Source organism: Streptomyces sp. NPDC002643 (genome assembly GCF_053592555.1).
The window spans coordinates 1-21,808 of record NZ_JBSFVY010000053.1 but is presented as its reverse complement, the minus strand read 5'-3'; the positions used below and the strand labels follow the sequence as shown (position 1 = coordinate 21,808).

General features: G+C 70.8%; 21 protein-coding genes and 3 pseudogenes. 7 read left to right on the top strand and 17 right to left on the bottom strand.

The window, feature by feature from the left end; all coding sequences use genetic code 11:
- Nucleotides 1-145: 145 nt before the first annotated feature.
- The 8 genes and pseudogenes from ACWD4G_RS42755 to ACWD4G_RS42720 all read right to left on the bottom strand — a co-directional run.
- A pseudogene (locus ACWD4G_RS42755) lies at nt 146-897 on the bottom strand (GNAT family N-acetyltransferase); the annotation flags it as partial.
- 49 nt (nt 898-946) lie between these two features.
- Nucleotides 947-1,522: a hypothetical protein gene (locus ACWD4G_RS42750; RefSeq protein ID WP_451303618.1), complete on the bottom strand. Its 576-nt coding sequence runs from the start codon at nt 1,520-1,522 to the stop codon at nt 947-949.
- 273 nt (nt 1,523-1,795) lie between these two features.
- Nucleotides 1,796-3,580, bottom strand: a complete 1,785-nt coding sequence (locus tag ACWD4G_RS42745; RefSeq protein WP_451303616.1) for a DoxX family membrane protein — start codon at nt 3,578-3,580, stop codon at nt 1,796-1,798.
- 103 nt (nt 3,581-3,683) lie between these two features.
- Nucleotides 3,684-4,628: a 23S rRNA (guanosine(2251)-2'-O)-methyltransferase RlmB gene (rlmB, locus tag ACWD4G_RS42740; RefSeq protein WP_451303614.1), complete on the bottom strand. Its 945-nt coding sequence runs from the start codon at nt 4,626-4,628 to the stop codon at nt 3,684-3,686.
- A gap of 151 nt (nt 4,629-4,779) precedes the next feature.
- On the bottom strand, nt 4,780-6,189 hold the full coding sequence (gene cysS, locus ACWD4G_RS42735; protein WP_451303612.1) for a cysteine--tRNA ligase: 1,410 nt from the start codon (nt 6,187-6,189) through the stop codon (nt 4,780-4,782).
- Nucleotides 6,190-6,439: 250 nt separating this feature from the next.
- Entirely contained in the window at nt 6,440-6,982 is a 543-nt protein-coding gene (gene ispF, locus ACWD4G_RS42730; RefSeq protein WP_451303610.1) for a 2-C-methyl-D-erythritol 2,4-cyclodiphosphate synthase, read from the bottom strand.
- Nucleotides 6,972-7,802 carry a 2-C-methyl-D-erythritol 4-phosphate cytidylyltransferase gene (gene ispD, locus ACWD4G_RS42725; protein WP_451303608.1) on the bottom strand — a complete coding sequence of 277 codons (831 nt, stop codon included), beginning with the start codon at nt 7,800-7,802 and terminating at the stop codon, nt 6,972-6,974. The genes ispF and ispD overlap by 11 nt, the downstream gene beginning before the upstream one ends.
- Nucleotides 7,803-8,154: 352 nt before the next feature.
- Complete coding sequence (locus ACWD4G_RS42720) at nt 8,155-8,637, bottom strand: CarD family transcriptional regulator (RefSeq protein ID WP_003953493.1); 483 nt, start codon at nt 8,635-8,637, stop codon at nt 8,155-8,157.
- 753 nt (nt 8,638-9,390) lie between these two features.
- On the opposite strand from ACWD4G_RS42720, the gene ACWD4G_RS42715 reads away from it, so the two are divergent.
- Nucleotides 9,391-10,152 (top strand): copper chaperone PCu(A)C, encoded by a 762-nt coding sequence (locus tag ACWD4G_RS42715; RefSeq protein WP_451303606.1) that lies wholly within the window; start codon nt 9,391-9,393, stop codon nt 10,150-10,152.
- 160 nt (nt 10,153-10,312) lie between these two features.
- Here ACWD4G_RS42715 and ACWD4G_RS42710 read toward each other — a convergent pair whose 3' ends face one another.
- A complete protein-coding gene (locus ACWD4G_RS42710) occupies nt 10,313-10,993 on the bottom strand; it encodes a response regulator transcription factor (protein WP_023549297.1) in 681 nt (226 codons plus the stop codon).
- Nucleotides 10,990-12,363: a sensor histidine kinase gene (locus ACWD4G_RS42705; RefSeq protein ID WP_451303604.1), complete on the bottom strand. Its 1,374-nt coding sequence runs from the start codon at nt 12,361-12,363 to the stop codon at nt 10,990-10,992. The genes ACWD4G_RS42710 and ACWD4G_RS42705 overlap by 4 nt, the downstream gene beginning before the upstream one ends.
- 334 nt (nt 12,364-12,697) lie before the next feature.
- Here ACWD4G_RS42705 and phoU point away from each other — a divergent pair, with 334 nt between their 5' ends.
- Both phoU and ACWD4G_RS42695 read left to right on the top strand, forming a co-directional pair.
- Nucleotides 12,698-13,387: a phosphate signaling complex protein PhoU gene (gene phoU / locus ACWD4G_RS42700; protein ID WP_451303602.1), complete on the top strand. Its 690-nt coding sequence runs from the start codon at nt 12,698-12,700 to the stop codon at nt 13,385-13,387.
- Nucleotides 13,388-13,670: 283 nt separating this feature from the next.
- Nucleotides 13,671-13,832: a hypothetical protein gene (locus tag ACWD4G_RS42695; RefSeq protein WP_451303600.1), complete on the top strand. Its 162-nt coding sequence runs from the start codon at nt 13,671-13,673 to the stop codon at nt 13,830-13,832.
- A gap of 78 nt (nt 13,833-13,910) precedes the next feature.
- Here the strand turns inward: ACWD4G_RS42695 and ACWD4G_RS42690 are convergent, their stop codons facing one another.
- Nucleotides 13,911-14,168: a hypothetical protein gene (locus ACWD4G_RS42690; RefSeq protein ID WP_451303598.1), complete on the bottom strand. Its 258-nt coding sequence runs from the start codon at nt 14,166-14,168 to the stop codon at nt 13,911-13,913.
- 51 nt (nt 14,169-14,219) lie between these two features.
- On the opposite strand from ACWD4G_RS42690, the gene ACWD4G_RS42685 reads away from it, so the two are divergent.
- The 3 genes from ACWD4G_RS42685 to ACWD4G_RS42675 all read left to right on the top strand — a co-directional run bounded on the left by ACWD4G_RS42685 (nt 14,220) and on the right by ACWD4G_RS42675 (nt 16,691).
- Nucleotides 14,220-14,468 (top strand): SCO4226 family nickel-binding protein, encoded by a 249-nt coding sequence (locus ACWD4G_RS42685; RefSeq protein ID WP_451303596.1) that lies wholly within the window; start codon nt 14,220-14,222, stop codon nt 14,466-14,468.
- Nucleotides 14,469-14,750: 282 nt separating this feature from the next.
- On the top strand, nt 14,751-16,091 hold the full coding sequence (mshA, locus tag ACWD4G_RS42680) for a D-inositol-3-phosphate glycosyltransferase (RefSeq protein ID WP_451303594.1): 1,341 nt from the start codon (nt 14,751-14,753) through the stop codon (nt 16,089-16,091).
- Nucleotides 16,092-16,184: 93 nt separating this feature from the next.
- Complete coding sequence (locus ACWD4G_RS42675) at nt 16,185-16,691, top strand: YbjN domain-containing protein (protein WP_451303592.1); 507 nt, start codon at nt 16,185-16,187, stop codon at nt 16,689-16,691.
- Here the strand turns inward: ACWD4G_RS42675 and ACWD4G_RS42670 are convergent.
- The gene (locus ACWD4G_RS42670) at nt 16,673-18,052 is read right to left on the bottom strand and encodes an MDR family MFS transporter (protein ID WP_451303590.1); all 1,380 of its coding nucleotides are present in this window, start codon (nt 18,050-18,052) and stop codon (nt 16,673-16,675) included. The genes ACWD4G_RS42675 and ACWD4G_RS42670 overlap by 19 nt on opposite strands.
- A 219-nt stretch (nt 18,053-18,271) precedes the next feature.
- Here ACWD4G_RS42670 and ACWD4G_RS42665 point away from each other — a divergent pair, with 219 nt between their 5' ends.
- A complete protein-coding gene (locus ACWD4G_RS42665; RefSeq protein ID WP_451303588.1) occupies nt 18,272-19,033 on the top strand; it encodes a phosphoglyceromutase in 762 nt (253 codons plus the stop codon).
- An 80-nt stretch (nt 19,034-19,113) separates the two neighbouring features.
- Here the strand turns inward: ACWD4G_RS42665 and ACWD4G_RS42660 are convergent.
- The 5 genes and pseudogenes from ACWD4G_RS42660 to ACWD4G_RS42640 form a co-directional block, all read right to left on the bottom strand.
- A pseudogene (locus tag ACWD4G_RS42660) lies at nt 19,114-20,220 on the bottom strand (tyrosine-type recombinase/integrase); the annotation flags it as partial.
- Nucleotides 20,221-20,367: 147 nt separating this feature from the next.
- Nucleotides 20,368-20,556 carry a mobile element transfer protein gene (locus tag ACWD4G_RS42655; RefSeq protein ID WP_037705490.1) on the bottom strand — a complete coding sequence of 63 codons (189 nt, stop codon included), beginning with the start codon at nt 20,554-20,556 and terminating at the stop codon, nt 20,368-20,370.
- A 2-nt stretch (nt 20,557-20,558) separates the two neighbouring features.
- Nucleotides 20,559-20,744: a hypothetical protein gene (locus tag ACWD4G_RS42650; protein WP_451303585.1), complete on the bottom strand. Its 186-nt coding sequence runs from the start codon at nt 20,742-20,744 to the stop codon at nt 20,559-20,561.
- A gap of 3 nt (nt 20,745-20,747) precedes the next feature.
- Nucleotides 20,748-21,404, bottom strand: coding sequence for a DUF2637 domain-containing protein (locus tag ACWD4G_RS42645; RefSeq protein ID WP_451303583.1), 657 nt, complete (start codon nt 21,402-21,404; stop codon nt 20,748-20,750).
- 89 nt (nt 21,405-21,493) lie between these two features.
- Nucleotides 21,494-21,808: pseudogene (locus ACWD4G_RS42640) on the bottom strand (FtsK/SpoIIIE domain-containing protein); the annotation flags it as partial.

Sequence of the window (21,808 nt, the reverse complement as noted above, 5' to 3'; positions counted from 1 at the left end):
CATCCAGGCTGCGGGGCATGGAGGGGAGCTGAGCGGCACCTACTGGACCTGGGCGGTGGTGCTGCACGCTCCGGCACTGAGCAGCAAGGGTCCCACCATGCATTCGAAGGGGCCGCGCGTCACCGTCGAGGCTTGCCGCGACTGACTGAAAGTCGTACACCGCGAAGTCGATGACCGGGCGGCACCCGATCCGCCGGTAGAGACCGTTGCTCGTGGGGTTGGCCAGGTCCGCGAACAGTAGGACCTCCGCCGCGCCCGAGGCCGGCGCGGCCCGGCTCACCCCGACCGCCGCGGCGCCCGCGAAACCGTGGCCGCGCAGGTGGGCCGGGGTGTAGACGGGGGCCACCGGGATCTGGCCGGCGACGCGGCGAACTCGCGGTATCAGAGCATGAGTTGCTCGCGGTCCTGCTCGCCCGCGATCGCCCCCGACGCTCCGGGAGGGGTGCCGGTGGCGTGAGCGTGCCGAGGCGGTACAGGCGCTGCCGCTCGTGGAGCGTCGGGGGTGCGTCTGTGTGCCGCTGCCAGGCCGCGGCGAAGGCGGTGGCGGTGTCGTGGTCCGCGCCGACGCCGGGGAGGGCGTGGCCGAGGCCGGCCAGGTGGGCGGCGAGGGTGTCGGCCTCCTCGGGGGTGAGAGGGGTGAGGTTCAGGCGGCGCGGTGGTCGCGGAAGAAGGTCGCGCGCGGACCTCGCCCGCCCGCTCCAGCCAGCCGAAGACGGGGGCTTCCGCGCCGTACGCGTTCGCCCCGCGCGTACGCGGTGCCTCGGTCACCGTCAGGAGGGTGTGCAGGGCGGGGCGCGAGTGCGGGAAGTCTCCGGCTCGGGCGAGAAAGCCGTCGAGGTCTTCAGTGAGGTGCCAGTCATCCGGGCGATGCCCCGTGATCCCGCGTGCTGTCGGCATGCGCCCGCGGTTTCGCTGGTGTGAGGCGACCGGGCCCGTTTGACGGTGTTCAGACGTTCGGCCTTGGCGCCGTCCCGTCGTCGTCCAGTACGGATTGCGCCGCGGCGATGAAGACCCGCTCGGCCTTGGTCAGCGCCGTGAGGGTCTCCGTCGCCCGACGGAGGAACTCTTCACGGGCAGAGGTGTCCGCGTTGATCAAGGAAGGCTCCACATATCCCCAGATCTGCACGAAGACCTGGGTGAAGCTTCTGGCCGTGTCGGCCACGCTGGCCGGTCCTTCCAGCATGACCGTCATACTGGCAGGACGCAGGCTCTGGACAGCTTGCGGGAAGGCGTCTATCGCCGCCCGCAGCAGGGCTTCGTCGAAGCGTTCAGCCTGCAAAGCGCCCCTGAGTGCGACGAAAGCGCGGCGGGCTTCGTTGGCCGCGACGAGGTAAGTCACATAAGCATCCCGCCGGCGCTCCAACCGCCGCTGATGATGTTCACTGCCCAGGGCCCGGATCTGCGTGCGCTCCTGGGACTCCTGCTGGTGCCGGGCCTGGCGGAGGCTGACCAAGGCGGTGAGCCCACCGCCCGCCAGAGTTCCGAACACGCCGAATGCCGCAGTGATCCATGCGTCAGACATGAGTCCATCTTGGCCGCAAGATCTCAACAGACGGAGCCTGTCCGTGATCCGGCTGACTGCTGATGAGTGGCTCCACGAACGGCATCCGAAGCTGACCGCAGCGGGATAAAGGGATAACGGGTCCGGGGAACTGCGCGACCAGCCTCCACTCACCCGCACCCGCCAATACCCAGTCGCCCCCCACCCATTGGGCGCCCCTCCCACCCACAGCAAATGGGCCCCGCGCAGCGATCACGCACGGGACCCATCCACATCTCACCGCAATCGAGAGGGCTACCCGAGCAATCCCCCCACCAGCCCAGGCTGCTGTCCACCCGAGGAGCTCCCCTCGGAGCCCCCGGTACTCGCGCCCCCGGCCCCCGCGCTCGCCCCGCCGGAGGCGCCCGCGCCCCCACTGGACGTGGGCCCAGCCGTCGTACTCGGCGCCTGCTCGACCGGCGAGGTCTGCTGCGGCGGCACCTCCCCCACGGTCCCCTGAGTCTCGCTCGGCTGCCCCCCGGTGACGGCCCCGGTGTCCCGCGTGGCGCTCGGCGTCGTGGCGGCCTCCTCCGAGGACGGGCTCGCCGACGTGGCCCCGGCACTGGGCGACCCGGCGGACGCGGACGGCGTGCCCTTCCCCCGCGTCGGCTCCCCCGGCAGCGGCGACCCCGGCAGCTCATTGCGCGGCGCCTCCCCGGGCCCGGGAACGACAATGCGGTCGGCGTCCCGCACCGCTCCACCGAGCACGGACCCGACCAGCAACGTCACACCGACCACGATGGCGGTGACCAGAGCCCCCCGCCGCAGCACATAGCGCCGCAACTCCCAGATGTCCGCCCGGGGCCCGAGCCTCCGCCAGGCGCTCCCCGCGAGCCGCCCGTCGACCGAGTAGACCGGCGCCCCCGCGATGACCAGCGGCGACCAGGCGGCGAGATAGATGATGTCCGGCGTCTCATACACCGGAACCGTCTTCCAGCTCACCGTCACCAGCAGCGCCGCCGACAGCAACACCCCGAAGCCCGCCGCGATCCGCTGCCACAGCCCGAGCACGGTCAGCACTCCGACCACCACCTGCGCGAAGGCGATGACGAGCCCCGACCCCACGGGATGCTCCAGCGCGAACTGCCGCAGCGGCTCGGCGACTTCCCACGGATGCAGCGTGTTCAGCCACTTCACCATCGACCCGCGTTTACCGCCGTCGAAGTAGTGCGGATCGCAGAGCTTGCCCATCCCGGCGTAGATGGAGATGAACCCGAGGAACACGCGCAGCGGCAGCAGCACCACGCCCAGATTCATCCGCCGCCCGGGGTAATAGGCGTGCCGGACGGCGTCGTTGGCGCCCCGCCGGTCGCCGGAGCGCTCGCCGTCGATGTCGTCCTCGACGTCGTCCTCGTCGGCGTACGCCCCCGCGTACTCCCCGTCCGCGCCCGCGTACGCGTCGCCGTACGCGCCCCCGCCGTACCCGGGTTCGTCGTACGCGCTGCCGACCCCCCGCATGGCGGGCAGCAGCCGCGTACCCTCACCGGCGGCGTGGTCGTCATGCGTACGCTGGCTGCCGACGATGGGGGTCTCGACGGTCTCCACGGTCAAGTCGGCGTCGTAACGCCCCCGTTCACCACCGTAGGCACCACCCCCGCCGACGGACGCGCCGAGGGCGCCCCCCGTACCGGCCGACCCGCCGAAGGCACCCGTCTCGGTGACGTCGACGCGGGGGATGACCTGGGTGGCGCCCGCGTCCCGTACGGCCTGGAGGAGGCGGTGTGCCCCGGTGTCGTCCGGCGCGGACTTCCCGCTCCAGACCACCGGCGCGCGCCGGCGCCCGGCGGCGGGCGGACGGGGGCGCCCCGCCGTACCCACGACGGGGATGCGCGCGGTGTTCTCGGTGGCGCTCAAGTGCCGTGCGACACGCGGGGTCTGCGCCCGCGTGGTGGCGCCCAACTGCACGCGGAAACTCGCGTGGTTGACGATGATCTGCGCCGGATCGCTCGGCACCTTCACCATGCTCAGCGCGGGAGCGTCGTCGAATCCCGACGAGCGGTCCCCCGTGGGTGTGCGGGGTGTTCTGGTGTCCACACTCATCTAACCGAGTGACGTGTCGTTAGGACACTGCTTTGACCGCCCCGATCTGTCCGGACCCCGTCAAGATGATCAACAACTCCCCGAACACCCCGGTATGTGGTGTTCAGCCGCGTCGCCGCGCCGCCTCGTACAGCACGACACCCGCCGCGACACCGGCGTTCAGCGACTCGGCCCCACCCGGCATCGGAATCCGCACCCGGAAGTCACAGGTCTCCCCGACGAGCCGCGAGAGCCCCTTGCCCTCACTCCCGACGACGATGACGACCGGCCCCTCCAGAGCCTCCAGCTCCCCCACCTCGGCCTCACCGTCGGCGGCGAGCCCGACCACCACGACGCCCGCCTTCTTGTACGCCTCCAGCGCGCGCGTCAGATTGGTGGCGCGCGCGACCGGCGTACGCGCGGCGGTACCGGCGGACGTCTTCCACGCCCCGGCGGTCATCCCGGCCGCACGCCGCTCGGGCACGACCACACCATGGCCGCCGAAGGCCGACACCGACCGGACGACGGCACCGAGGTTGCGCGGGTCGGTCACCCCGTCGAGCGCGACGATCAGCGGGTCCTCGCCCTCGTCGAACGCGGCGGCCACCAGGTCCTCGGGGTGCGCGTACTCGTACGGCGGGACCTGGAGCACGAGCCCCTGGTGGTTGAGGCCGCCCGTCATCCGGTCCAGCTCGGGCCGGGGCGCCTCCATGAGGTGGATGCCACCCCGGTCGGCGGCGAGCTGCAGCGCCTCACGCACCCGCTCGTCGTTCTCGATGAACTGCTGGACGTAGAGCGTCGTCGCGGGCACGCCCTCGCGCAGCGCCTCGACGACGGGGTTGCGCCCGACGACCATCTCGGACGTCCCCTTGCCGCCCCGGCCCCTGGGGGTCGCCGGACGGCCCTGGGCGCGACGGGCCTTGGCCTGCGCGGCACGCTGCTTGGCGTGCCCCTTGCGCATCTCGGCGGGCGGCGTCGGCCCCTTGCCCTCCAGCCCCCGGCGCCGCTGGCCGCCACTGCCGACCTGCGCGCCCTTCTTGCCGGACATGCGGCGGTTGTTAGCGGCCATGACCTACCCGTCTGTGTGATGCGTGCGTGTGTTCGTTCGCGGTGTGCTCAGTGAGCGAGGCGCTCATCGAGCCCGTGCTCAATGAATTGTGCCGCCCGGAACCCCGAGCGGCACAATCGATCAGTTGTCCGTACGGATCTCAACTCGGATCTCAGCGCGATCCGAGCGTCCAGCGCGGTCCGTCCGGGCTGTCCTCGATGACGAGCCCCGACTGGTTGAGCTGGTCCCGGATGGCGTCGGCCGTCGCCCAGTCCTTACGTGCCCGAGCCGACTCCCGCTGATCGAGCACCAGCCGAACGAGGCTGTCGACGACCCCGTGGAGGTCCTCGCCGCGGTCGCTCTCACCAGCCCAGTGCGGGTCGAGCGGGTCGAGGCCGAGCACCCCGAGCATGGCCCGGACCTCGGCGAGCCGGGCGACGGCGGCTTCCTTGTCGTCGGCGGCCAGCGCGCTGTTGCCCTGCCGGACGGCGGTGTGCACGACGGCTAGGGCCTGCGGTACGCCCATGTCGTCGTCCATGGCCTCGGCGAAGGCGAGCGGCACCTCGGCGGCGGGATCGACGACCCCGCCGGCCTTCCCTGTCATGTCGGTGACCCGCTGCACGAACCCCTCGATCCGCGCGAACGCCGACTCGGCCTCGCGCAGGGCGTCCTCGCTGTACTCGATCATCGACCGGTAGTGCGGGGTACCGAGGTAGTACCGCAGCACGATGGGCCGCCACTGCTTGACCATCTCGGAGACCAGGACGCTGTTCCCCAGCGACTTGGACATCTTCTCGCCGCTCATGGTGACCCAGGCGTTGTGCACCCAGTACCGGGCGAACTCGTCGCCGAAGGCCTTGGCCTGGGCGATCTCGTTCTCGTGGTGCGGGAAGATCAGGTCGAGACCGCCGCCGTGGATGTCGAAGGCGCTGCCGAGGTACTTGTGCGCCATGGCCGAGCACTCCAGGTGCCACCCCGGCCGGCCGCGCCCCCAGGGCGTCTCCCAGGTGGGCTCCCCCGGCTTCGCCGACTTCCACATGGCGAAGTCACGGGGATCGCGCTTGCCGGTCTCGCCCTCTCCCGAGGGCTGCAGCAGATTGTCGAGTTCCTGGTTCGACAGCCGCAGATACCCGGGGAACGAGCGCACGTCGAAGTACACGTTCCCGTCGGCCTCGTAGGCGTGCCCGCGCTCGATGAGCCCGCGCATCATCTCGACCATCTCGGTCACATGTCCGGTGGCCCGGGGCTCGTACGTCGGCGGCAGGCATCCCAGTACGCCGTACCCGTCGTTGAACGCGCGCTCGTTCTCGTATCCGATGGCCCACCAGGGGCGGCCCTGGTCGGCGGCCTTGGCGATGATCTTGTCGTCGATGTCCGTGACGTTCCTGACGAACGTCACGTCGTAGCCGCGGTACTCGAACCACCGCCGCATGATGTCGAAGTTCAACCCCGACCGGATGTGCCCGATGTGCGGCGCGGCCTGCACGGTGGCGCCACAGAGGTAGATCGAGACACAGCCCGGCGTCAGCGGGTCGAAGTCACGGATCTGCCGGGCACCGGTGTCGTACAGCCGAATAGTCACGCCTCAAGAGTAGTGGCCTCCCACACCGCTTTGACCGCTGGGCGCCCAATAGCTCGGGTGGAAGGGTAGCCCTTGAAGCGCGGGGCGCGGCCCCAAGCTTTCAGGGGCGCGGGGAACTGCGCGCGAGCAACCACGACGAACCCGCACCCGCCCACCGCCACAACCCCCCACCCCCTGAGGCGGGGGTCGAAGGGGCGCAGCCCCTGGGGAAGGGACGGGTAGGGGCGGCGGGGGCGAGAAAACCCCCAGGTCACCCCACCCGTACGACCAACGCCGTAGCCACCGCCATCAACCCCTCCCCCCGCCCCGGAAACCCCAGCCCATCCGTCGTCGCCCCCGACACGGACACCGGCGCCCCGGCGGCAGCCGACAAAACCCCCTGCGCCTCATCCCGCCGCTTGCCGATCTTCGGCCGGGGCCCGACCACCTGCACAGCCACATTGCCGATGGTGAAACCGGCCGCACGGACGATCCGCGCCGCCTCCCTCAGGAGCGTCACCCCGGACGCCCCGGACCACTCGGGCCGCCCGGTACCGAAGTGCTGCCCCAGATCCCCCAACCCGGCGGCGGAGAACAGCGCGTTGCAGGCGGCATGCGCGACGACGTCCGCGTCGGAGTGCCCGGCCAGCCCCGGCCCCTCGCCCTCCCACTTCAGACCGGCACACCACAACTCCCGGCCCTCCTCGAACGCATGGATGTCCGTCCCGATCCCGACCTGCGGCAACACCACGGACCCCGACGCCACCGGCGTACCGGCGCCCTCGGCCCCCACAGCCCCCTCCTCAGAACCCATCGTTCAGCCTCCTCCGCGCCAGCACGGCCTCCGCGAGGACGAGGTCCAGCGGCCGCGTCACCTTGAACGCCTCCTCGTGCCCGGGCACGACCACGACGCCCAGCCCGAGCCGTTCGACCATGCTCGCGTCATCGGTGACCTCCCCGGTGACGGTCTCGTGCGCCCGCAGCAACGTCTCCCGGTCGAACCCCTGCGGCGTCTGCACCGCCCGCAGCCGCGCCCGCTCCGGCGTGGCGACGACCGGCTCCGGCGCACCCGGCGCACCCGCCGGCTCGACCTCCTTGACGGTGTCGGCGAGCGGCAGCGCGGGCACCACGGCCGGCGCCCCGTCCCGTACGGCCTCGATGACGGCGTCGACCGTGTCGACGGGCACGAGGGGGCGGGCGGCGTCATGAACGAGGACGATGTCGTAGCCGGGCGGCAGGGCGTCGAGGCCGCGTTTGACGGACTCCTGGCGGGAGTCGCCGCCGGGTACGACGACAAAGTCGGTCCTCCCCCAGCTACCGCTGGGGGCACCCCCAGGCAGCGCGTGCGCGTCGAGCAGGGACTTGACCTCGGCGGTCCCGTCGGGCGGCGCCACGACGATCACCAGGGAGACGGCACGGGAGGCGGCCATCGCCCGCACGGCGTGAATCAGCATCGGAGTGCCGTTCAGCGCGCGCAGCGCCTTGGGGGCGCCCGGCCCCAGGCGTACGCCCCGGCCGGCGGCCGGGATCACGGCGGCGGTGGCGGCGGTACCGGCCGGGCGGGCGGGACCAGAGCCCTGGGGGAGGCCGCTGGTACCGGCCACGGGCGGCGAAGGGCGCGAATCGTCAGACATCGGTTCCTGTCAGGTTTGTGTGCTCGGCGAAGGTGGGTATGGCCACACCGTGCCGGGCGCGACGCCTTGACCGGACCCTTCCGTGACATCTGGTCGAGCCAGCTGCCCGGGCCCGGCACGCCAAGTATCGGGGACCGCACCCCGACGTACGGCATCCGGTTCGCCGTTCAAACGTCCGGGGCATTCCCTTTGAGGACATCTCGGATACGGACGCGCCCCGGGCATGAACATGCCGCAGCGCCCGGCGACAGTACGACTGTCATCGGGCACCGCGGCACTTTTCTTGAACCACTGTGCTGAACGGCTGCTGAGCGGGCCGGTCGGGGCCTGTCTCAGTGGCGGTCGTCCGGATTCAGGACGCGAGGACCTCGTCGAGCAGAGCCTCGGCCTTGTCCTCGTTGGTGTTCTCCGCGAGGGCGAGCTCGCTCACCAGGATCTGGCGGGCCTTGGCGAGCATGCGCTTCTCACCGGCGGAGAGTCCACGCTCGCGCTCACGACGCCACAGGTCACGCACGACTTCCGCGACCTTGATGACATCGCCGGAGGCGAGCTTCTCCAGATTTGCCTTGTAGCGACGAGACCAGTTCGTGGGCTCTTCGGCGTACGGCGCGCGCAGCACCTCGAAGACCCGGTCCAGGCCGTCCTGACCGACCACATCACGCACACCCACGAACTCCGCATTGTCCGCCGGTACACGCACCGTCAGGTCGCCCTGGGCGACCTTGAGCACCAAGTAGGTCTTGTCCACGCCTTTGATCTGGCGAGTTTCGATGGCCTCGATCAGCGCGGCCCCGTGATGGGGATAGACCACGGTGTCGCCAACCTTGAACGTCATGTGACAGGTACCCCTTCCGTGGCTATCCAGGGTAACACGGAAACCGGCGGTTCTGAATGGCGTTTTCGCAGGTCAGGGCATATCTCGGGGCTTGACAACAGCAACAGGAACGTGCTGCGAGGGGCGAACGCGAGCGGGTATCCGCAGGTCGGAGCGGCTCTCCGGGCGGACCGAAACGCGTACGTTACACGCATCCGGAGGCCCCCTCAGCCGTCCGAACGCCCCACTTTGTCCGACTCCAAGTGTGCGACTTACGCTACTCCGTTCGGTGGCCGGAGTCGGGTACCGGACGGAATCCGGAATTGATCAAGGAGTTCGATCTCCCGGAGATGTTCCGCCGTTACCGGATCGTGTTCCGGTGGCGTTCTGCCAGGTGATCCCGATGGTGTTCTGCCGGTGATCCATTTTCCGCACCACCGCGCATTCCTTACCGGAAATCCAGGAGGCGGTACGGAACGGATCGACGTTGATCGACGCGGATATGCGAATTGCGCGCGCCCCTCGGCGAGCCACCCCCGGGTACCCACCCACGCCCCGCCCTCCGCCTCGGCGACGACCCGTCCCCGGCCCACCCCGGCTCGCCGACGCCCCGTCCCCGCTCCGACGGTGACTCGCCGTGCGGTTGGGGAGGGTCGGGTGCGGTGGCCGGGGAACGGCTCGGTAACCTAAGCCCGCTGACAGACGCTTAGGGCGGCTTTACGTGAGTGGGGCCGCCGACCCCGTACCGCCCACGTTCAAGGAGTAGCCGCCGCCGTGAGCAGCAGCCTTCGACGCGGCGCCCTCGCCGCCGCCTCCATCGCGTTCTCGATCGCCTCGCTCGCCGCGTGCGGCGCCGGCTCCAACGCCCAGACGCTTGAGGTCAAGCCGGACAACGCGGCCACGGCCGTCGGCGACATCCAGATCCAGAACGCGATCGTGGTCACCCAGCCCGCCGACGCCGCCGAGGGCCCGGCCGTGGTCTCCGCGACGCTGTTCAACGCCGGCGCCGAGGACCAGACGCTGGACTCCATCGCGGTCGAGGGCGCCGGCACGGTCGAGCTCACCCCGGTCAAGGGCGAGGGCCAGGGCGGCAAGGTGGTCGTCCCGGCCGGCGGCTCGGTGATCCTCGGTGGCGAGGGCAACGCCTCCGCCGTACTGGCCGAGCCCGGCGAGGCGGTCAAGGACGGCAACGCCCAGCAGGTCACCTTCACCTTCAGCGAGACCGGCGAGGTGGGCCTGCGCGCCTTCGTCGTCCCGGCCGAGCACTACTTCGAGGAGTGGGGCCCGAGCGACATCCCCGCCGTCCCCACCCCGAGCCCCACCCCGACCGACGAGGCCTCCCCGAACGCCACCGGCACGCCGACCGGCGAGGAGGGCACGACCGAGGAGCAGGGCACCGCCGAGGAGGAGGGCACCGCCGCCGGTTCGACCGCCTCCCCGAACGCGAGCGCCTCGACCTCGACCGGCACGAGCACGGGCACCGGCACGGGCACCGGCACCGGCACCGAGGGCCAGGAGAGCACCGAGCAGCACTGAGCGAGGCCCCGGCCCGCCGGCACGACGAAGGGCGGCACCCCCACGGGAGGGGGTGCCGCCCTTCGTCGTACAAGGAGCAAGGCTCGTCGTACGAGGAGCGAGGCGCCGTAGGAGCGAGGGGTGCTGGACCCGCACGCCCGCCGCCCCACGGCCCCGCGGTTTACGGCTCGAACTTGTACCCGAGTCCACGCACCGTCACCAGGTAGCGCGGAGCGCCCGGGTCCGGCTCGATCTTGGCGCGGAGGCGCTTGACGTGGACGTCGAGGGTTTTGGTGTCGCCCACGTAGTCGGCACCCCAGACGCGGTCGATGAGCTGCATACGGGTCAGGACGCGGCCCGCGTTGCGCAGCAGCATTTCGAGCAGGTCGAACTCCTTGAGGGGGAGGTCGACCTTGGAGCCGGAGACGGTGACGACATGGCGGTCGACGTCCATGCGGACCGGGCCCGCCTCCAGCGCGGCCGGGGCCACCTCCTCGGGCTCGCCGCGGCGGCGCAGTACGGCGCGGATGCGCGCCACCAGCTCGCGGGAGGAGAAGGGCTTGGTGACATAGTCATCGGCTCCTATTTCCAGGCCCACGACCTTGTCGATCTCGCTGTCCTTGGCGGTGACCATGATCACCGGGACATTGGAACGGCCGCGCAACTGGCGGCAGACCTCGGTGCCCGGCAGACCGGGCAGCATCAGGTCGAGAAGGACGAGGTCGGCGCCGTTGCGCTCGAACTCGTCGAGTCCGTCGGGCCCGGTGGCCGCGATGGCGACCTCGAAGCCCTCCTTGCGGAGCATGTAGGACAGGGCGTCGGAGAAGGACTCCTCGTCCTCGACGACGAGCACTCGGGTCACGGAAGGACCTCCGGGGCGGGAAGCGATTCGTACGGGTGGGACGCGGGGGCGGTGTTCGCGGATCGGTCCGACGACATGGACGTACCCGTTGACCTGTCCGGTGAAGTGGAAGCGGACGAGCGGTTCGGTGCGGTGTCCGATGACGCGGCTGAGTCGGATGACTCCGTGGGCTGTCCGTCCTCTTCGTCGAGGTCCGGGTGGAGTGCCGCGCGGTCACGGGACGCGCCCGCCTCCGGCAGCCTGAGGGTGAACGTGGAGCCCTGGCCCTCGGAGCTCCACACCGTGACCTCCCCGCGGTGCGAGGCGGCCACGTGCTTGACGATCGCGAGACCGAGCCCGGTGCCGCCGGTGTGGCGGGAGCGGGCCGGGTCCACGCGGTAGAAGCGCTCGAAGATGCGCTCCTTGTCCTTGTCGGAGATGCCTATGCCCTGATCGGTCACGGCGATCTCGATGTGGTCACCGCCGGGCGCGGTGACCCTGCGGGCGGCGATGCCGACGCGGGTGCGGGACGGGGAGTAGTTGACGGCGTTCTCGACGAGGTTGCCGAGGGCGGCGGCGAGCTGTCCCCGGTTGCCCCAGACGCTGAGGTCGGCGGTGCCTCCGGCGGCCATGGTGATCTGCTTGGTGCCGGCCTGGTGACGGCAGCGGTCGACGGCCTCGGCGACCAGCTCGTCCACCCGCACGGACTCGGCGTCCTCCAGCGGGTCGTCGTTCTGCACGCGCGAGAGGTCGATGAGCTCCTGGACGAGGTTGGTGAGCCGGGTGGCCTCGATCTGCATACGCCCGGCGAACCGTTCCACCGCCTCCGGGTCGTCCGAGGCGCCCATGACCGCCTCGGAGAGGAGGGACAGGGCACCGACGGGCGTCTTCAGCTCATGGCTCACATTGGCGACGAAGTCGCGTCGTACCGCTTCTATGCGGCGGGCCTCGGTGAGGTCCTCCACAAGAAGCAGGACGAGGCGGGAGCCGAGCGGCGCGACGCGCGCGGAGACGGCGAGCGCCTCCCCGCGCCCCGTGCCGCGCCGGGGCAGATCCAGCTCGACCTGGCGTATCTCGCCGTCGCGCCGGGTGTCGCGCGCCATCTGGAGCATCGGCTCGACGGCGATCTTCCCGCCGCGCACCAGCCCGAGGGCGTAGGCGGCGGAGCTGGCCTTGACGACGGCGTCGGTCTCGTCCAGCACGACGGCCGAGGAGCGGAGCACGGAGAGCACGGTGTCCACGCCCGGCGGAAGCACCGGGTCCGTGTGCAGGGAGGTCCTGGTCGGACGTCTCTGCTCGCGCTCGCTGAAGCGGAACGCCAGCATGGCGATGACGCCGGTGAGCACTCCGGCGATCGCTGCCGCTGCGGCGACCGCCGCGTTCACGTCCATGCCAACAGGTTAGGCACGAGGTCGGACATCCCCACAGCGATCGAGGGGCGACCTCGAACACTCGTCGCCCAGATTTCACCTTGGAGCCAGTATTGGTTCATTTGGGGTGGCCGAAACGGACGCGTGGGGGCCGGATCGTGGGTTCCGAGGGGCTCGACCGGGCCTCGTCACCTCGTCCGACACCACGCCGACACCACGTCCGAAACCTCGTTCGACCGGCCTGTCGCGGGGCCCGCGCGGCGGCTTTTCGGCGCGGCCTCCCATATTTTCCGATACTTGATACCGACTGACGAAACCCGAACCCCGAAGACGTAGGCAAGAGAGGGACACCCTGATGCGGGACGCGTACCACGAGGAACTTGACTCGATCGGTGACGGCCTGGTCGAGATGGCGCGACTGGTCGGATCGGCGATCGGACGCGCCACGACCGCGATCCTCGACTCCGACCTGAAGCTGGCCGAGAGCGTGATCGAGGGCGACCAGAAGGTCGACGACCTGCAGCACGATCTGGAGGCCCGCGCGATAGCCCTCCTGGCCCGGCAGCAGCCGGTGGCCACGGATCTGCGGATCGTCGTCACCTCGCTGCGTATGTCCGCGGACCTGGAGCGTTCCGGTGACCTCGCCCAGCATGTGGCCAAGCTGGCCCGGCTGCGCTTCCCCGAGCGGGCGGTCCCGCACGACCTGCACGCCACCGTCCTGGAGATGGGCCAGCTGGCGCAGCGTCTGATGGCCAAGGCCGCCGAGGTCGTCATCACCAAGGACGTCGACCTGGCGCTCCAGCTGGAGCAGGACGACGACGCGATGGACCTGCTCCACCGCACGCTGTTCCAGCACCTGATGGACGACCGCTGGAAGCACGGCATCGAGACCGCCGTGGACGTCACGCTCCTCGGGCGCTACTACGAGCGGTTCGCCGACCATGCCGTGTCGGTGGCCAAGCGGGTGGTGTACCTGGTGACGGGTGAGCACGCGGATGAGATTCAGCCGGAGATTCAGCCGGTTACGGGGGCCGAAGGAGCGTAGGGCCTCCGGCGGTGCGGGGGGCGGGTTCGTTCGTGGTGGGCTTGGGGTCGTTGCGGGGTGCGGGTTTGTGTGGGCTGGTCGCGCCCACGCGGCGTCCCCGCACATCGACACAGCCCCGCGCCCCCCTTTTGGCGCTCCGCGCCGATTTCGCGGCTCTGCGCGCCGATCAAGGCCGCCTTCATGCCGATCAGCGCGCGCATCCGTGCGCCGTTGATGCGCCTGGCTGAGGGGGCGTGCAATGGGCATCCCAAGGGCACAGGCATCAGCCTTATGAGGAGGGACCATGGCCGAATCCCCCGCAAGCCCCGCCACGCCCGACCCGACCGGGGTCCGGGACACCCAGCAGCCCGCCGACATCAAGATCCTGCCCCTCGTCGGGGCCTGCGGCTGCGGCTCCGGCTGTCAGTGCGGATGCCAGTCCGGCAGTCCGTGCCAGTGCGGCTGAGTTCACAGGTACGAGGGAGGGGCCCGGTCGCCGGGCCCCTTCTGTCATAAGCGGAACCGCCGACGGGGCCCTCGACGCTCACCTACGCCGTGGTCCCGTCGATCCGCTTGCTGAAGCGAGGACTGCGTCCCGGTCGCCGTCGTACGCGTACTCGCGCCCCGCGACCACGAACAGATCGTCGTCGTCGCACGCCTCGTACGGCTCCCGGGCCTCGGCCCTCTCGGGCCAAGGCACTTCCAGCCCCGCCATGCGCTTGATCAGCGACGCCAACGCACGGCCCGCCCGCCGCACCCCGCTTGCCGAGGGGTCGCTCGTACGGCGGTACGGGCGCAGCATGGAGAAAGGGGCAGCAGGGGGCGGGAAGAGCGAAGAAGGAGGTGTGAGGCCATGGCGAAGTTCATGGACGTCCACCACGACATGAAGGGCATCACGGCCGACCAGCTGCAGGCCGCGCACAACGCCGACCTCGCGATAGAGAAGGACGAGAAGGTCCACTTCGAGCGCGCCTGGGCGGACCCGGATTCCGGTGTCGTCTACTGCCTCTCCGAGGCTCCCTCGGCCGACGCGGTCCAGCGCATCCACGAACGGGCCGGTCACAAGGCGGACGAGATCCATCCGGTACCGCTGACGATCTGAGCCCTGCCGTCATACGAACATACGGACCACATACGGCCCCACCCGACGCCCACCCAGACCCCGGCCTCCTGGGCCGCATTCGAGCGACCAGGAGGCCGGTCCATGCCCGCGCCGGGCCCATAGGCCCCCCTCAGCCTCCAACCCCTCAGCCCATCGAACGGTTGAGCGACCTCCGGTAATAATTCCGTAAAGGGGAAATGGAATTGACCCCTCCGGTGTTGGCCGGTGGGAGAGGGTCGCACGCCCTCCCCATGGCATGCCCGGAGCTAGGAGGAACGCCACGTGAGCCAGTACGTCAGCAGGCTCGGGCGACGCTCTTCGACCGCCGCGTCCCGGCTGAGGCTGCACAGGAAGCCACGCCGGGTGGCGATGCTGTCGGTGCACACGTCACCTCTCCACCAGCCGGGCACGGGCGACGCCGGTGGCATGAACGTGTACATCGTGGAGCTGGCCCAGCGCCTCGCCGCGATCAACATCGAGGTGGAGATCTTCACCCGGTCCACCACGGCCGCCCTCGCCCCGACCGTCGAACTGGCCCCCGGCGTCCTCGTCCGGCACGTCGACGCGGGACCGTACGAGGGGCTGGCCAAGGAGGACCTGCCGGCCCAGCTGTGCGCGTTCACGCACGGGGTCATGCAGGCCTGGGCGGGCCACCGGCCCGGGTACTACGACCTCGTCCACTCCCACTACTGGCTCTCCGGCCATGTCGGCTGGCTCGCCGCCGAGCGCTGGGGCGTCCCCCTCGTCCACGCCATGCACACCATGGCCAAGGTCAAGAACGCCTCCCTCGCCACCGGCGACACCCCCGAGCCCGCCGCCCGCGTCATCGGCGAGACCCAGGTCGTACGCGCCGCCGACCGCCTCATAGCCAACACCGCCGAGGAGGCCGACGAACTCGTCCGGCACTACGAGGCGGAGCGCGCCCAGGTCGCCGTCGTCCACCCGGGCGTGAACCTCGACCGCTTCCGCCCGGCCGACGGACGTGCCGCCGCCCGCGCCCGCCTCGGCCTCCCCCAGGACGCCCTCGTCCCCCTCTTCGCCGGTCGCATCCAGCCTCTCAAGGCCCCCGACGTACTCCTGCGTGCCGTGGCCGAACTGCTCGACGAGCGGCCCGAGTTGCGGTCGAAGATCGTAGTACCGGTGGTCGGCGGGCCCAGCGGGAGCGGGCTGGCGAAACCGGAGGGGCTGCAGAAGCTGGCGGCGCGGCTGGGGATCGCGGACGTCGTACGGTTCCGGCCGCCGGTGGGGCAGGAGCAGCTCGCGGACTGGTTCCGGGCGGCGTCCGTGCTGGTCATGCCGTCGTACAGCGAGTCGTTCGGGCTGGTCGCCATCGAGGCGCAGGCGACCGGTACGCCGGTGCTGGCGGCCTCGGTCGGCGGACTGCCGGTGGCGGTGCGCGACGGGGACACCGGTTTCCTGGTCCAGGGGCACGATCCGGTCGCGTACGCGCGCGTGCTGCGCGATTTCGCCGATGACCCTTCGCTTTCCGCGCGCATGGGCGCGTCCGCCGCCCGGCACGCCGAGTGCTTCGGCTGGGACACCGCCGCCCAGGCCACCGCCGACGTCTACACGGCCGCCACCCAGGACCACCGCCGCCACGGGCTGCGCGCCCACCACGGCTGACCACCCGACCACCCGTATCGCCGCCCGTACCGCCCCGGCCCGCCCATCCGTACCGCCCGGCCCGCCACCCGTACCGGCGGGTACGCTCGCCCCATGGCTGACGCAGCGTCGATCATCGAGCAGGTTCTCAGCGAGGCCGAGCTGGAGTGGGAGAGCCCCGGGCCCGGCAACTACGTCGTGAAGCTCCCCGGCACCCGCAAGCTCTCGACGACGGTTTCGCTGATCGTCGGCAGGCACTCCCTCTCGCTCAACGCGTTCGTCATCCGCCACCCCGACGAGAACGAGGCCGGCGTCCACCGCTGGCTCCTCGAACGCAACCTCAAGCTGTACGGCGTGAGTTACGCCGTCGACCGCCTCGGCGACATCTACGTCACGGCCCGGCTCCCCGTCTCCGCCGTGACCCCCGAGGCCGTCGACGCCCTCCTCGGCCAGGTCCTGGAGGCGGCGGACGGCTCCTTCAACACCCTCCTCGAACTGGGCTTCGCCTCCGCGATCCGCAAGGAGTACGCGTGGCGGGTGTCGAGGGGGGAGTCGACCCGCAACCTGGACGCCTTCAGCCATCTGACTCAGCGGCCGGCGACTCAGCGGCCGGCGGACTGATCCTCAGGTCTCCGAGGGCGTACGGCCTCCTCGCGCGCGCCCTCGCCGGGTACGGCCTTCTCGGCGCCCTCGTCGGGCACGGCCTTCTCGGCGCCCTCGTCGGGCACGGCCTTCTCGGCGCCCTCGTCGGGCACGGCCGCGGCGGCCCCCTCCTCCGGAAGCCGCCGCGTCAGCAACGCGTACCCCGCCCCCGCCACCGTCCCGACCACCGCGCACATCCCCCACAGCCACTCCGCGCCCCAGCGGTCGATGACGAGGCCGGACAGCACGGGGGCCATGAGGCCGGCCACGGCCCAGGACATGGTGTACATGCCCTGGTAGCGGCCCCGGCCGTGGGTCGGGGAGAGACGGACGACCACCCCCGTCTGGGTGGGGGCGTTGACGATCTCGGCGAGGGTCCACACACAGACCGTGAGGACGAAGACGCCGAGGGACCCGGCGAAGGCGGTGAGGCCGAAGCCGTATCCGGCGAGGAGGGCGGAGAGGACGAGCAGCCGTCCGGGGTCCCGGTGCTCGATGAACCGGGTGACGGGGATCTGGAGGGCGACGATGAGGACACCGTTGACGGCGATGGCCAGCCCGTAGTCGGCGGGGGTGAATCCGGCCTCGCCCATCGCGAGCGGCAGCCCCACCGCGCCCTGCTGGAAGATCATCGCGACGAGGAACGACAGCCCGACGACGGCCATGAAGCGCCCGTCCCGCAGCACGGCCCCCAGCCCGGCCTCGCCCGCCGCACCCTTCCCGTCCGCCGCCTCCGCCGTACGCTCCGGCCGGGACTCCGGCACCTTCAGGAAGACGACGACCGCGCAGAGCAGCGTCATCCCGGCCTCGACGAGGAACCCGGCGACATAGCTGACCTCCGCGATGAACCCGGCGGCCATGGAGGAGATCGCGAAACCGAGGTTGATGGCCCAGTAGTTGAGGGAGAACGCGCGCACGCGGTCCTCGGGCCGGACGATGTCGGCCATCATCGCCTGCACCGCCGGCCGGGAGGCGTTGCTGGCGGCGCCGACGAGGAAGGCCACGGCGGCGATCGCCACCGCGTCCCGTACGAAGCCGAGCAGCGCGACCGAGGCGGCGGTCGAGGCCTGGGCGATCAGCAGCGTGGGCCGCCGCCCGAGCCGGTCGGCCATCACCCCGCCGCCGAGCGACGAGATCACCCCGCCGAGCCCGTGCAACGAGACCACGAGCCCGGCGTACGAGGCCGAGTACCCGCGGTCCAGGGTCAGATAGAGCGCCATGAAGGTGGCGACGAACCCGCCCAGCCGATTGACCAGCGTGCTCGTCCACAGCCACCAGAACTCCCGGGGCAGCCCCGAGACGGACTCCCGAACAGCGCGTCTGGCGGCGGCGAGTGGCATAAGGGGTCCCCCATGGACGTACAGGTGCGGCGGCAGCGGCGTAAGGGATCTGACGGCGTACACCCATGACCGGCGTAAGCGGCTCAGACGCCAAGCACAACTTACGGACAACCTACGAACGACCCCTCGGTCCGGGCCACCCGTTTAACAGACCCCGTCAACTGTCCGCCTGTCGGCCAGACCGGTGATCATTCATGGGCGTCGATTACGCTCGGGGCCATGGCCGACGCACCGTACAAGCTGATCCTCCTCCGCCACGGCGAGAGCGAGTGGAACGAGAAGAACCTGTTCACCGGCTGGGTGGACGTCAACCTCACTCCGAAGGGCGAGAAGGAGGCGACGCGCGGCGGTGAGCTGCTGAAGGACGCCGGTCTGCTCCCGGACGTGCTGCACACCTCCCTCCAGAAGCGCGCCATCCGCACGGCGCAACTCGCGCTGGAGGCCGCCGACCGCCACTGGATTCCGGTCCACCGCAGCTGGCGCCTGAACGAGCGCCACTACGGCGCCCTCCAGGGCAAGGACAAGGCGCAGACGCTCGCCGAGTTCGGCGAGGAGCAGTTCATGCTGTGGCGCCGCTCGTACGACACCCCGCCGCCGGAGCTCGCGGACGGCACCGAGTACTCCCAGTCCGGCGACGCCCGCTACGCGACGATCCCGCCGGAGCTGCGCCCCCGCACGGAGTGCCTGAAGGACGTCGTCACGCGCATGCTCCCGTACTGGTACGACGGCATCGTCCCCGACCTCCTGGCCGGCCGCACGGTCCTGATCGCGGCCCACGGGAACAGCCTCCGCGCCCTGGTCAAGCACCTCGACGGCATCTCCGACGCCGACATCGCGGGCCTCAACATCCCCACGGGCATCCCCCTGTCCTACGAACTCGACGCCGACTTCAAGCCCCTCACCCCCGGCGGCACCTACCTCGACCCCGAGGCGGCCGCGGCCGCGATTGAGGCGGTCAAGAACCAGGGGAAGAAGAAGTAAGCAGAGCTGAAGGAGCCCCCTACCTGCGGTTTCTCCGCTGGTAGGGGGCTCGTTGCTGTGCTGGGGCCGTCTCTGGGCCGTCAGGTGTGGGACGGCTCGGGCCGGGCCGTATCGAAGACGGCGGCCACGGCCTTGCGGGTGCGTTCCTGACTGGACGGCATGAGGTGTGCGTACACGCGGAGCGTCAGGCCCGGGTCGGAGTGGCCCAGGTACTCGGCGAGGGCCTTGATGTTCTCTCCGGCGTCCAGGAGCAGCGAGGCGTAGAAGTGCCGGAGTGCGTGCATGCCGTTCTCGCGGGACTCGGTGTAGGGCTGGCCGCGCTCCGGGGTCGGGATGATCCCGGCAGCGGCAAGCGCAGGCTTCCACGCTTCCTCGTTGAGCGAGGTGCGCCAGACGTGGCCGCCGCGCGGCGCGGTGAAGATCAGCCGCTTGGTCACCGAAGGCCCATCGGCCACCTTCCACGGCAAGGTGATCTCGACCGGCGGGAACCGCTTCATGTGCGCGCGGAGCGCATCGGCGACCGGCCCAGGAAGCGGTACGTCTCGGAGCTTGCCGCCCTTGGGCGGAGCGAACACGGCCTTGCTGCGGCTCAGTTTGAGTTGCTGGACCACGTGAAGCGTGTCCGACTCGAAGTCGATCGCATCGACCGCGACGCCGAGGATCTCGCCCTGTCGGAGGCCACAGCCGCCGCCCAGGTCAACCATGGCTTGGTACCGCTCGGGCATGGCGGCCTGGACGGCGAAGACCCGTTCCGGCGTCCAGGGGACGATCCGCTTGGTATCCACGGTCGGCGGCCGGACAGAGCGAGCCGCACACGGATTCCGAGGAAGGTGGCCGTCGTCCACGGCCGCACTGAGCGCGGCTCGCACGTTGGAGTAGATCGTCCGAGCGTACGAGCCCCGGACGCCGTTCTCCTGCAACTGCCGCACCCAGTCGCGTATGTGAGCAGGCTGGAAGGAGCCGAGCGGACGCGAGCCCAGGTAGGGGAAGGCATGCAGTCGAAGCTGCGACTCCATCGACGCCTGGGTGTTGGGGTCCGGCGCGTGAGTCACCCACTTCTCGGCGTACTGCTGGAAGGTGATCCGAGCGGCGCGAGGGTCGATGTACTGCCCGCGCGCCATGTCCGCCTCGATGTGCGACAGCCACTGTTCGGCGAGCCGCTTCTGTCGGTCCGGGAAGCTCTTCGACACAGAAGCCGAAGAGAGCGATCAGTACGACGACCCAGGTTCGGACGCCGAGGAACTTGACCGCGCCCCAGGCGAAGAAGCCGAGGACGACGACAAGAGGCAGGCTGACGGTCACGGTGTGCGGGGTCCTTCCATTGGTTCGGCTATTCAGCGGACGGGGCAGCGGTGGGTGCGGGCGGCCAACTCGGCGGCGGCGCGGCTGTCGTAGTCGGCGGAGAAGTTGCAGCGCGGGGCCGTGCAGGCGGCGGTGTGCTTCTCGCGGCCCCGGCCGTCGTACGACGTGGCGACCTGTACAGGGCCGATGCGGGTGACGTTGCGGAAGCGGCGGTTGGGCATGCTCAGTTCTCCTGTCGCAGGCTGGGTCCGGGGAAATCGTGCAGGATGCGGGCGGCTTCGGCAGGGTCCGTGACGCGGTCGGCGGCTTCTTCGGCAAGCAGCCGGGCCAGCGCGGTACGGCCGCTGACAGCCATTTCGCGGGCCGCTTCGAGGTAGTCGGCGGCGGTGTTGAAGGTGAACAGGGGCATCGGTCAGCTCCCGGTCGGTGTGAGGTGGGTGGCGATGGCTTCGGCCATGGGCGCGGGGACGCCGAGGCGGGCACGGAGGGTTGGTGTGTCGATCGGTGTTCCGGTGCGGGTGTGGTGTTCGGCGGCGACCTTGCGGGCGTGTTCGACGAGGGCGGCCGGGACGGGGACGGCGGGCCGCTCGGGCGGCGGTGGCTCGATGGCTGGTTGTGCGGGCGGCGGTTCTTCGGGGGTGGGTTCGGGGGCGTCCTCCTGGTCCACGGGGTCGTCCGTGTCCTTGGGGTCTGTGTCGGCCGTCGTGGGGCTGGAATGTGCGAGGAGAGTTCCGCCGAGGAAGGCGACCGCAGGCCAGCCTGCGACGAGGATGCGAAGCCAGGCGGGTACGTGGTCCATGTCGAGAAGGCCGGCGGTGGCGACGTTCGCGCCGAGGGAGGCGGCGAGGGCGATGACGAACCAGCACCACCCGGCCGCTTTCGCCTCTCCGGAGCGCAGCCGACGCCAGGCGGCGACGAGCAGCAGGTCGACCGAGACCGGGTAGGCCCACGCTTTCCACCCGTCCTGTCCGGCCGCCGAGGCGATGTCGTGCAGGTGGGCGAAGGACAGCGTGGCGGCGATGAGCGCCTGCACGAGCACCGCGTCGACACGGGCCAGTTGGGCGCGCATAGAGGCGGCTCCTTTCGGCTTCAGGCATGGCAGGGGTAGGGACGTGGCGTGAGACGGTCACGCCGACCGGGGTGGGAAGTGGGCGAAGGTCAGTCGGTCACGGGGTGCGGCTGCACCGCCGGGGCCGACGACTCGACGGGCCGTACGGGGACGTCTGGACGGAAGGGCTTGAGCGTGGGAAGGGCAGGCACCAGGTGGGCCGACTCCCGGCAGATCTCGGCAGCCTCGCCGAGGGAGAGGTACGGGGTGCGGATGCGTGACCAGCCGCCGGAGGTGTCACCGGCCACGGCCAGGCCGGGCAGTTCCGGGGCGATGGCGCAGGCGGCGGAGACCGCCTCGGGGGCGATGTCGCCGAGTGCCATCTTCGCGGAGGCTTCGTCGTTGACGCGGTGGCAGACCCGGCC

Excerpts from the sequence above, each read along its gene's own strand:
- ACWD4G_RS42750 (WP_451303618.1), bottom strand. The coding sequence starts at position 1,522 with ATGTCTGACGCATGGATCACTGCGGCATTCGGCGTGTTCGGAACTCTG.
- ACWD4G_RS42745 (WP_451303616.1), bottom strand. The coding sequence starts at position 3,580 with ATGAGTGTGGACACCAGAACACCCCGCACACCCACGGGGGACCGCTCG.
- rlmB (WP_451303614.1), bottom strand. The coding sequence starts at position 4,628 with ATGGCCGCTAACAACCGCCGCATGTCCGGCAAGAAGGGCGCGCAGGTC.
- ispF (WP_451303610.1), bottom strand. The coding sequence starts at position 6,982 with ATGGGTTCTGAGGAGGGGGCTGTGGGGGCCGAGGGCGCCGGTACGCCG.
- ispD (WP_451303608.1), bottom strand. The coding sequence starts at position 7,802 with ATGTCTGACGATTCGCGCCCTTCGCCGCCCGTGGCCGGTACCAGCGGC.
- ACWD4G_RS42720 (WP_003953493.1), bottom strand. The coding sequence starts at position 8,637 with ATGACGTTCAAGGTTGGCGACACCGTGGTCTATCCCCATCACGGGGCC.
- ACWD4G_RS42705 (WP_451303604.1), bottom strand. The coding sequence starts at position 12,363 with ATGGACGTGAACGCGGCGGTCGCCGCAGCGGCAGCGATCGCCGGAGTG.
- phoU (WP_451303602.1), top strand. The coding sequence starts at position 12,698 with ATGCGGGACGCGTACCACGAGGAACTTGACTCGATCGGTGACGGCCTG.
- ACWD4G_RS42695 (WP_451303600.1), top strand. The coding sequence starts at position 13,671 with ATGGCCGAATCCCCCGCAAGCCCCGCCACGCCCGACCCGACCGGGGTC.
- ACWD4G_RS42690 (WP_451303598.1), bottom strand. The coding sequence starts at position 14,168 with ATGCTGCGCCCGTACCGCCGTACGAGCGACCCCTCGGCAAGCGGGGTG.
- ACWD4G_RS42685 (WP_451303596.1), top strand. The coding sequence starts at position 14,220 with ATGGCGAAGTTCATGGACGTCCACCACGACATGAAGGGCATCACGGCC.
- ACWD4G_RS42675 (WP_451303592.1), top strand. The coding sequence starts at position 16,185 with ATGGCTGACGCAGCGTCGATCATCGAGCAGGTTCTCAGCGAGGCCGAG.
- ACWD4G_RS42670 (WP_451303590.1), bottom strand. The coding sequence starts at position 18,052 with ATGCCACTCGCCGCCGCCAGACGCGCTGTTCGGGAGTCCGTCTCGGGG.
- ACWD4G_RS42665 (WP_451303588.1), top strand. The coding sequence starts at position 18,272 with ATGGCCGACGCACCGTACAAGCTGATCCTCCTCCGCCACGGCGAGAGC.
- ACWD4G_RS42655 (WP_037705490.1), bottom strand. The coding sequence starts at position 20,556 with ATGCCCAACCGCCGCTTCCGCAACGTCACCCGCATCGGCCCTGTACAG.
- ACWD4G_RS42650 (WP_451303585.1), bottom strand. The coding sequence starts at position 20,744 with ATGCCCCTGTTCACCTTCAACACCGCCGCCGACTACCTCGAAGCGGCC.
- ACWD4G_RS42645 (WP_451303583.1), bottom strand. The coding sequence starts at position 21,404 with ATGCGCGCCCAACTGGCCCGTGTCGACGCGGTGCTCGTGCAGGCGCTC.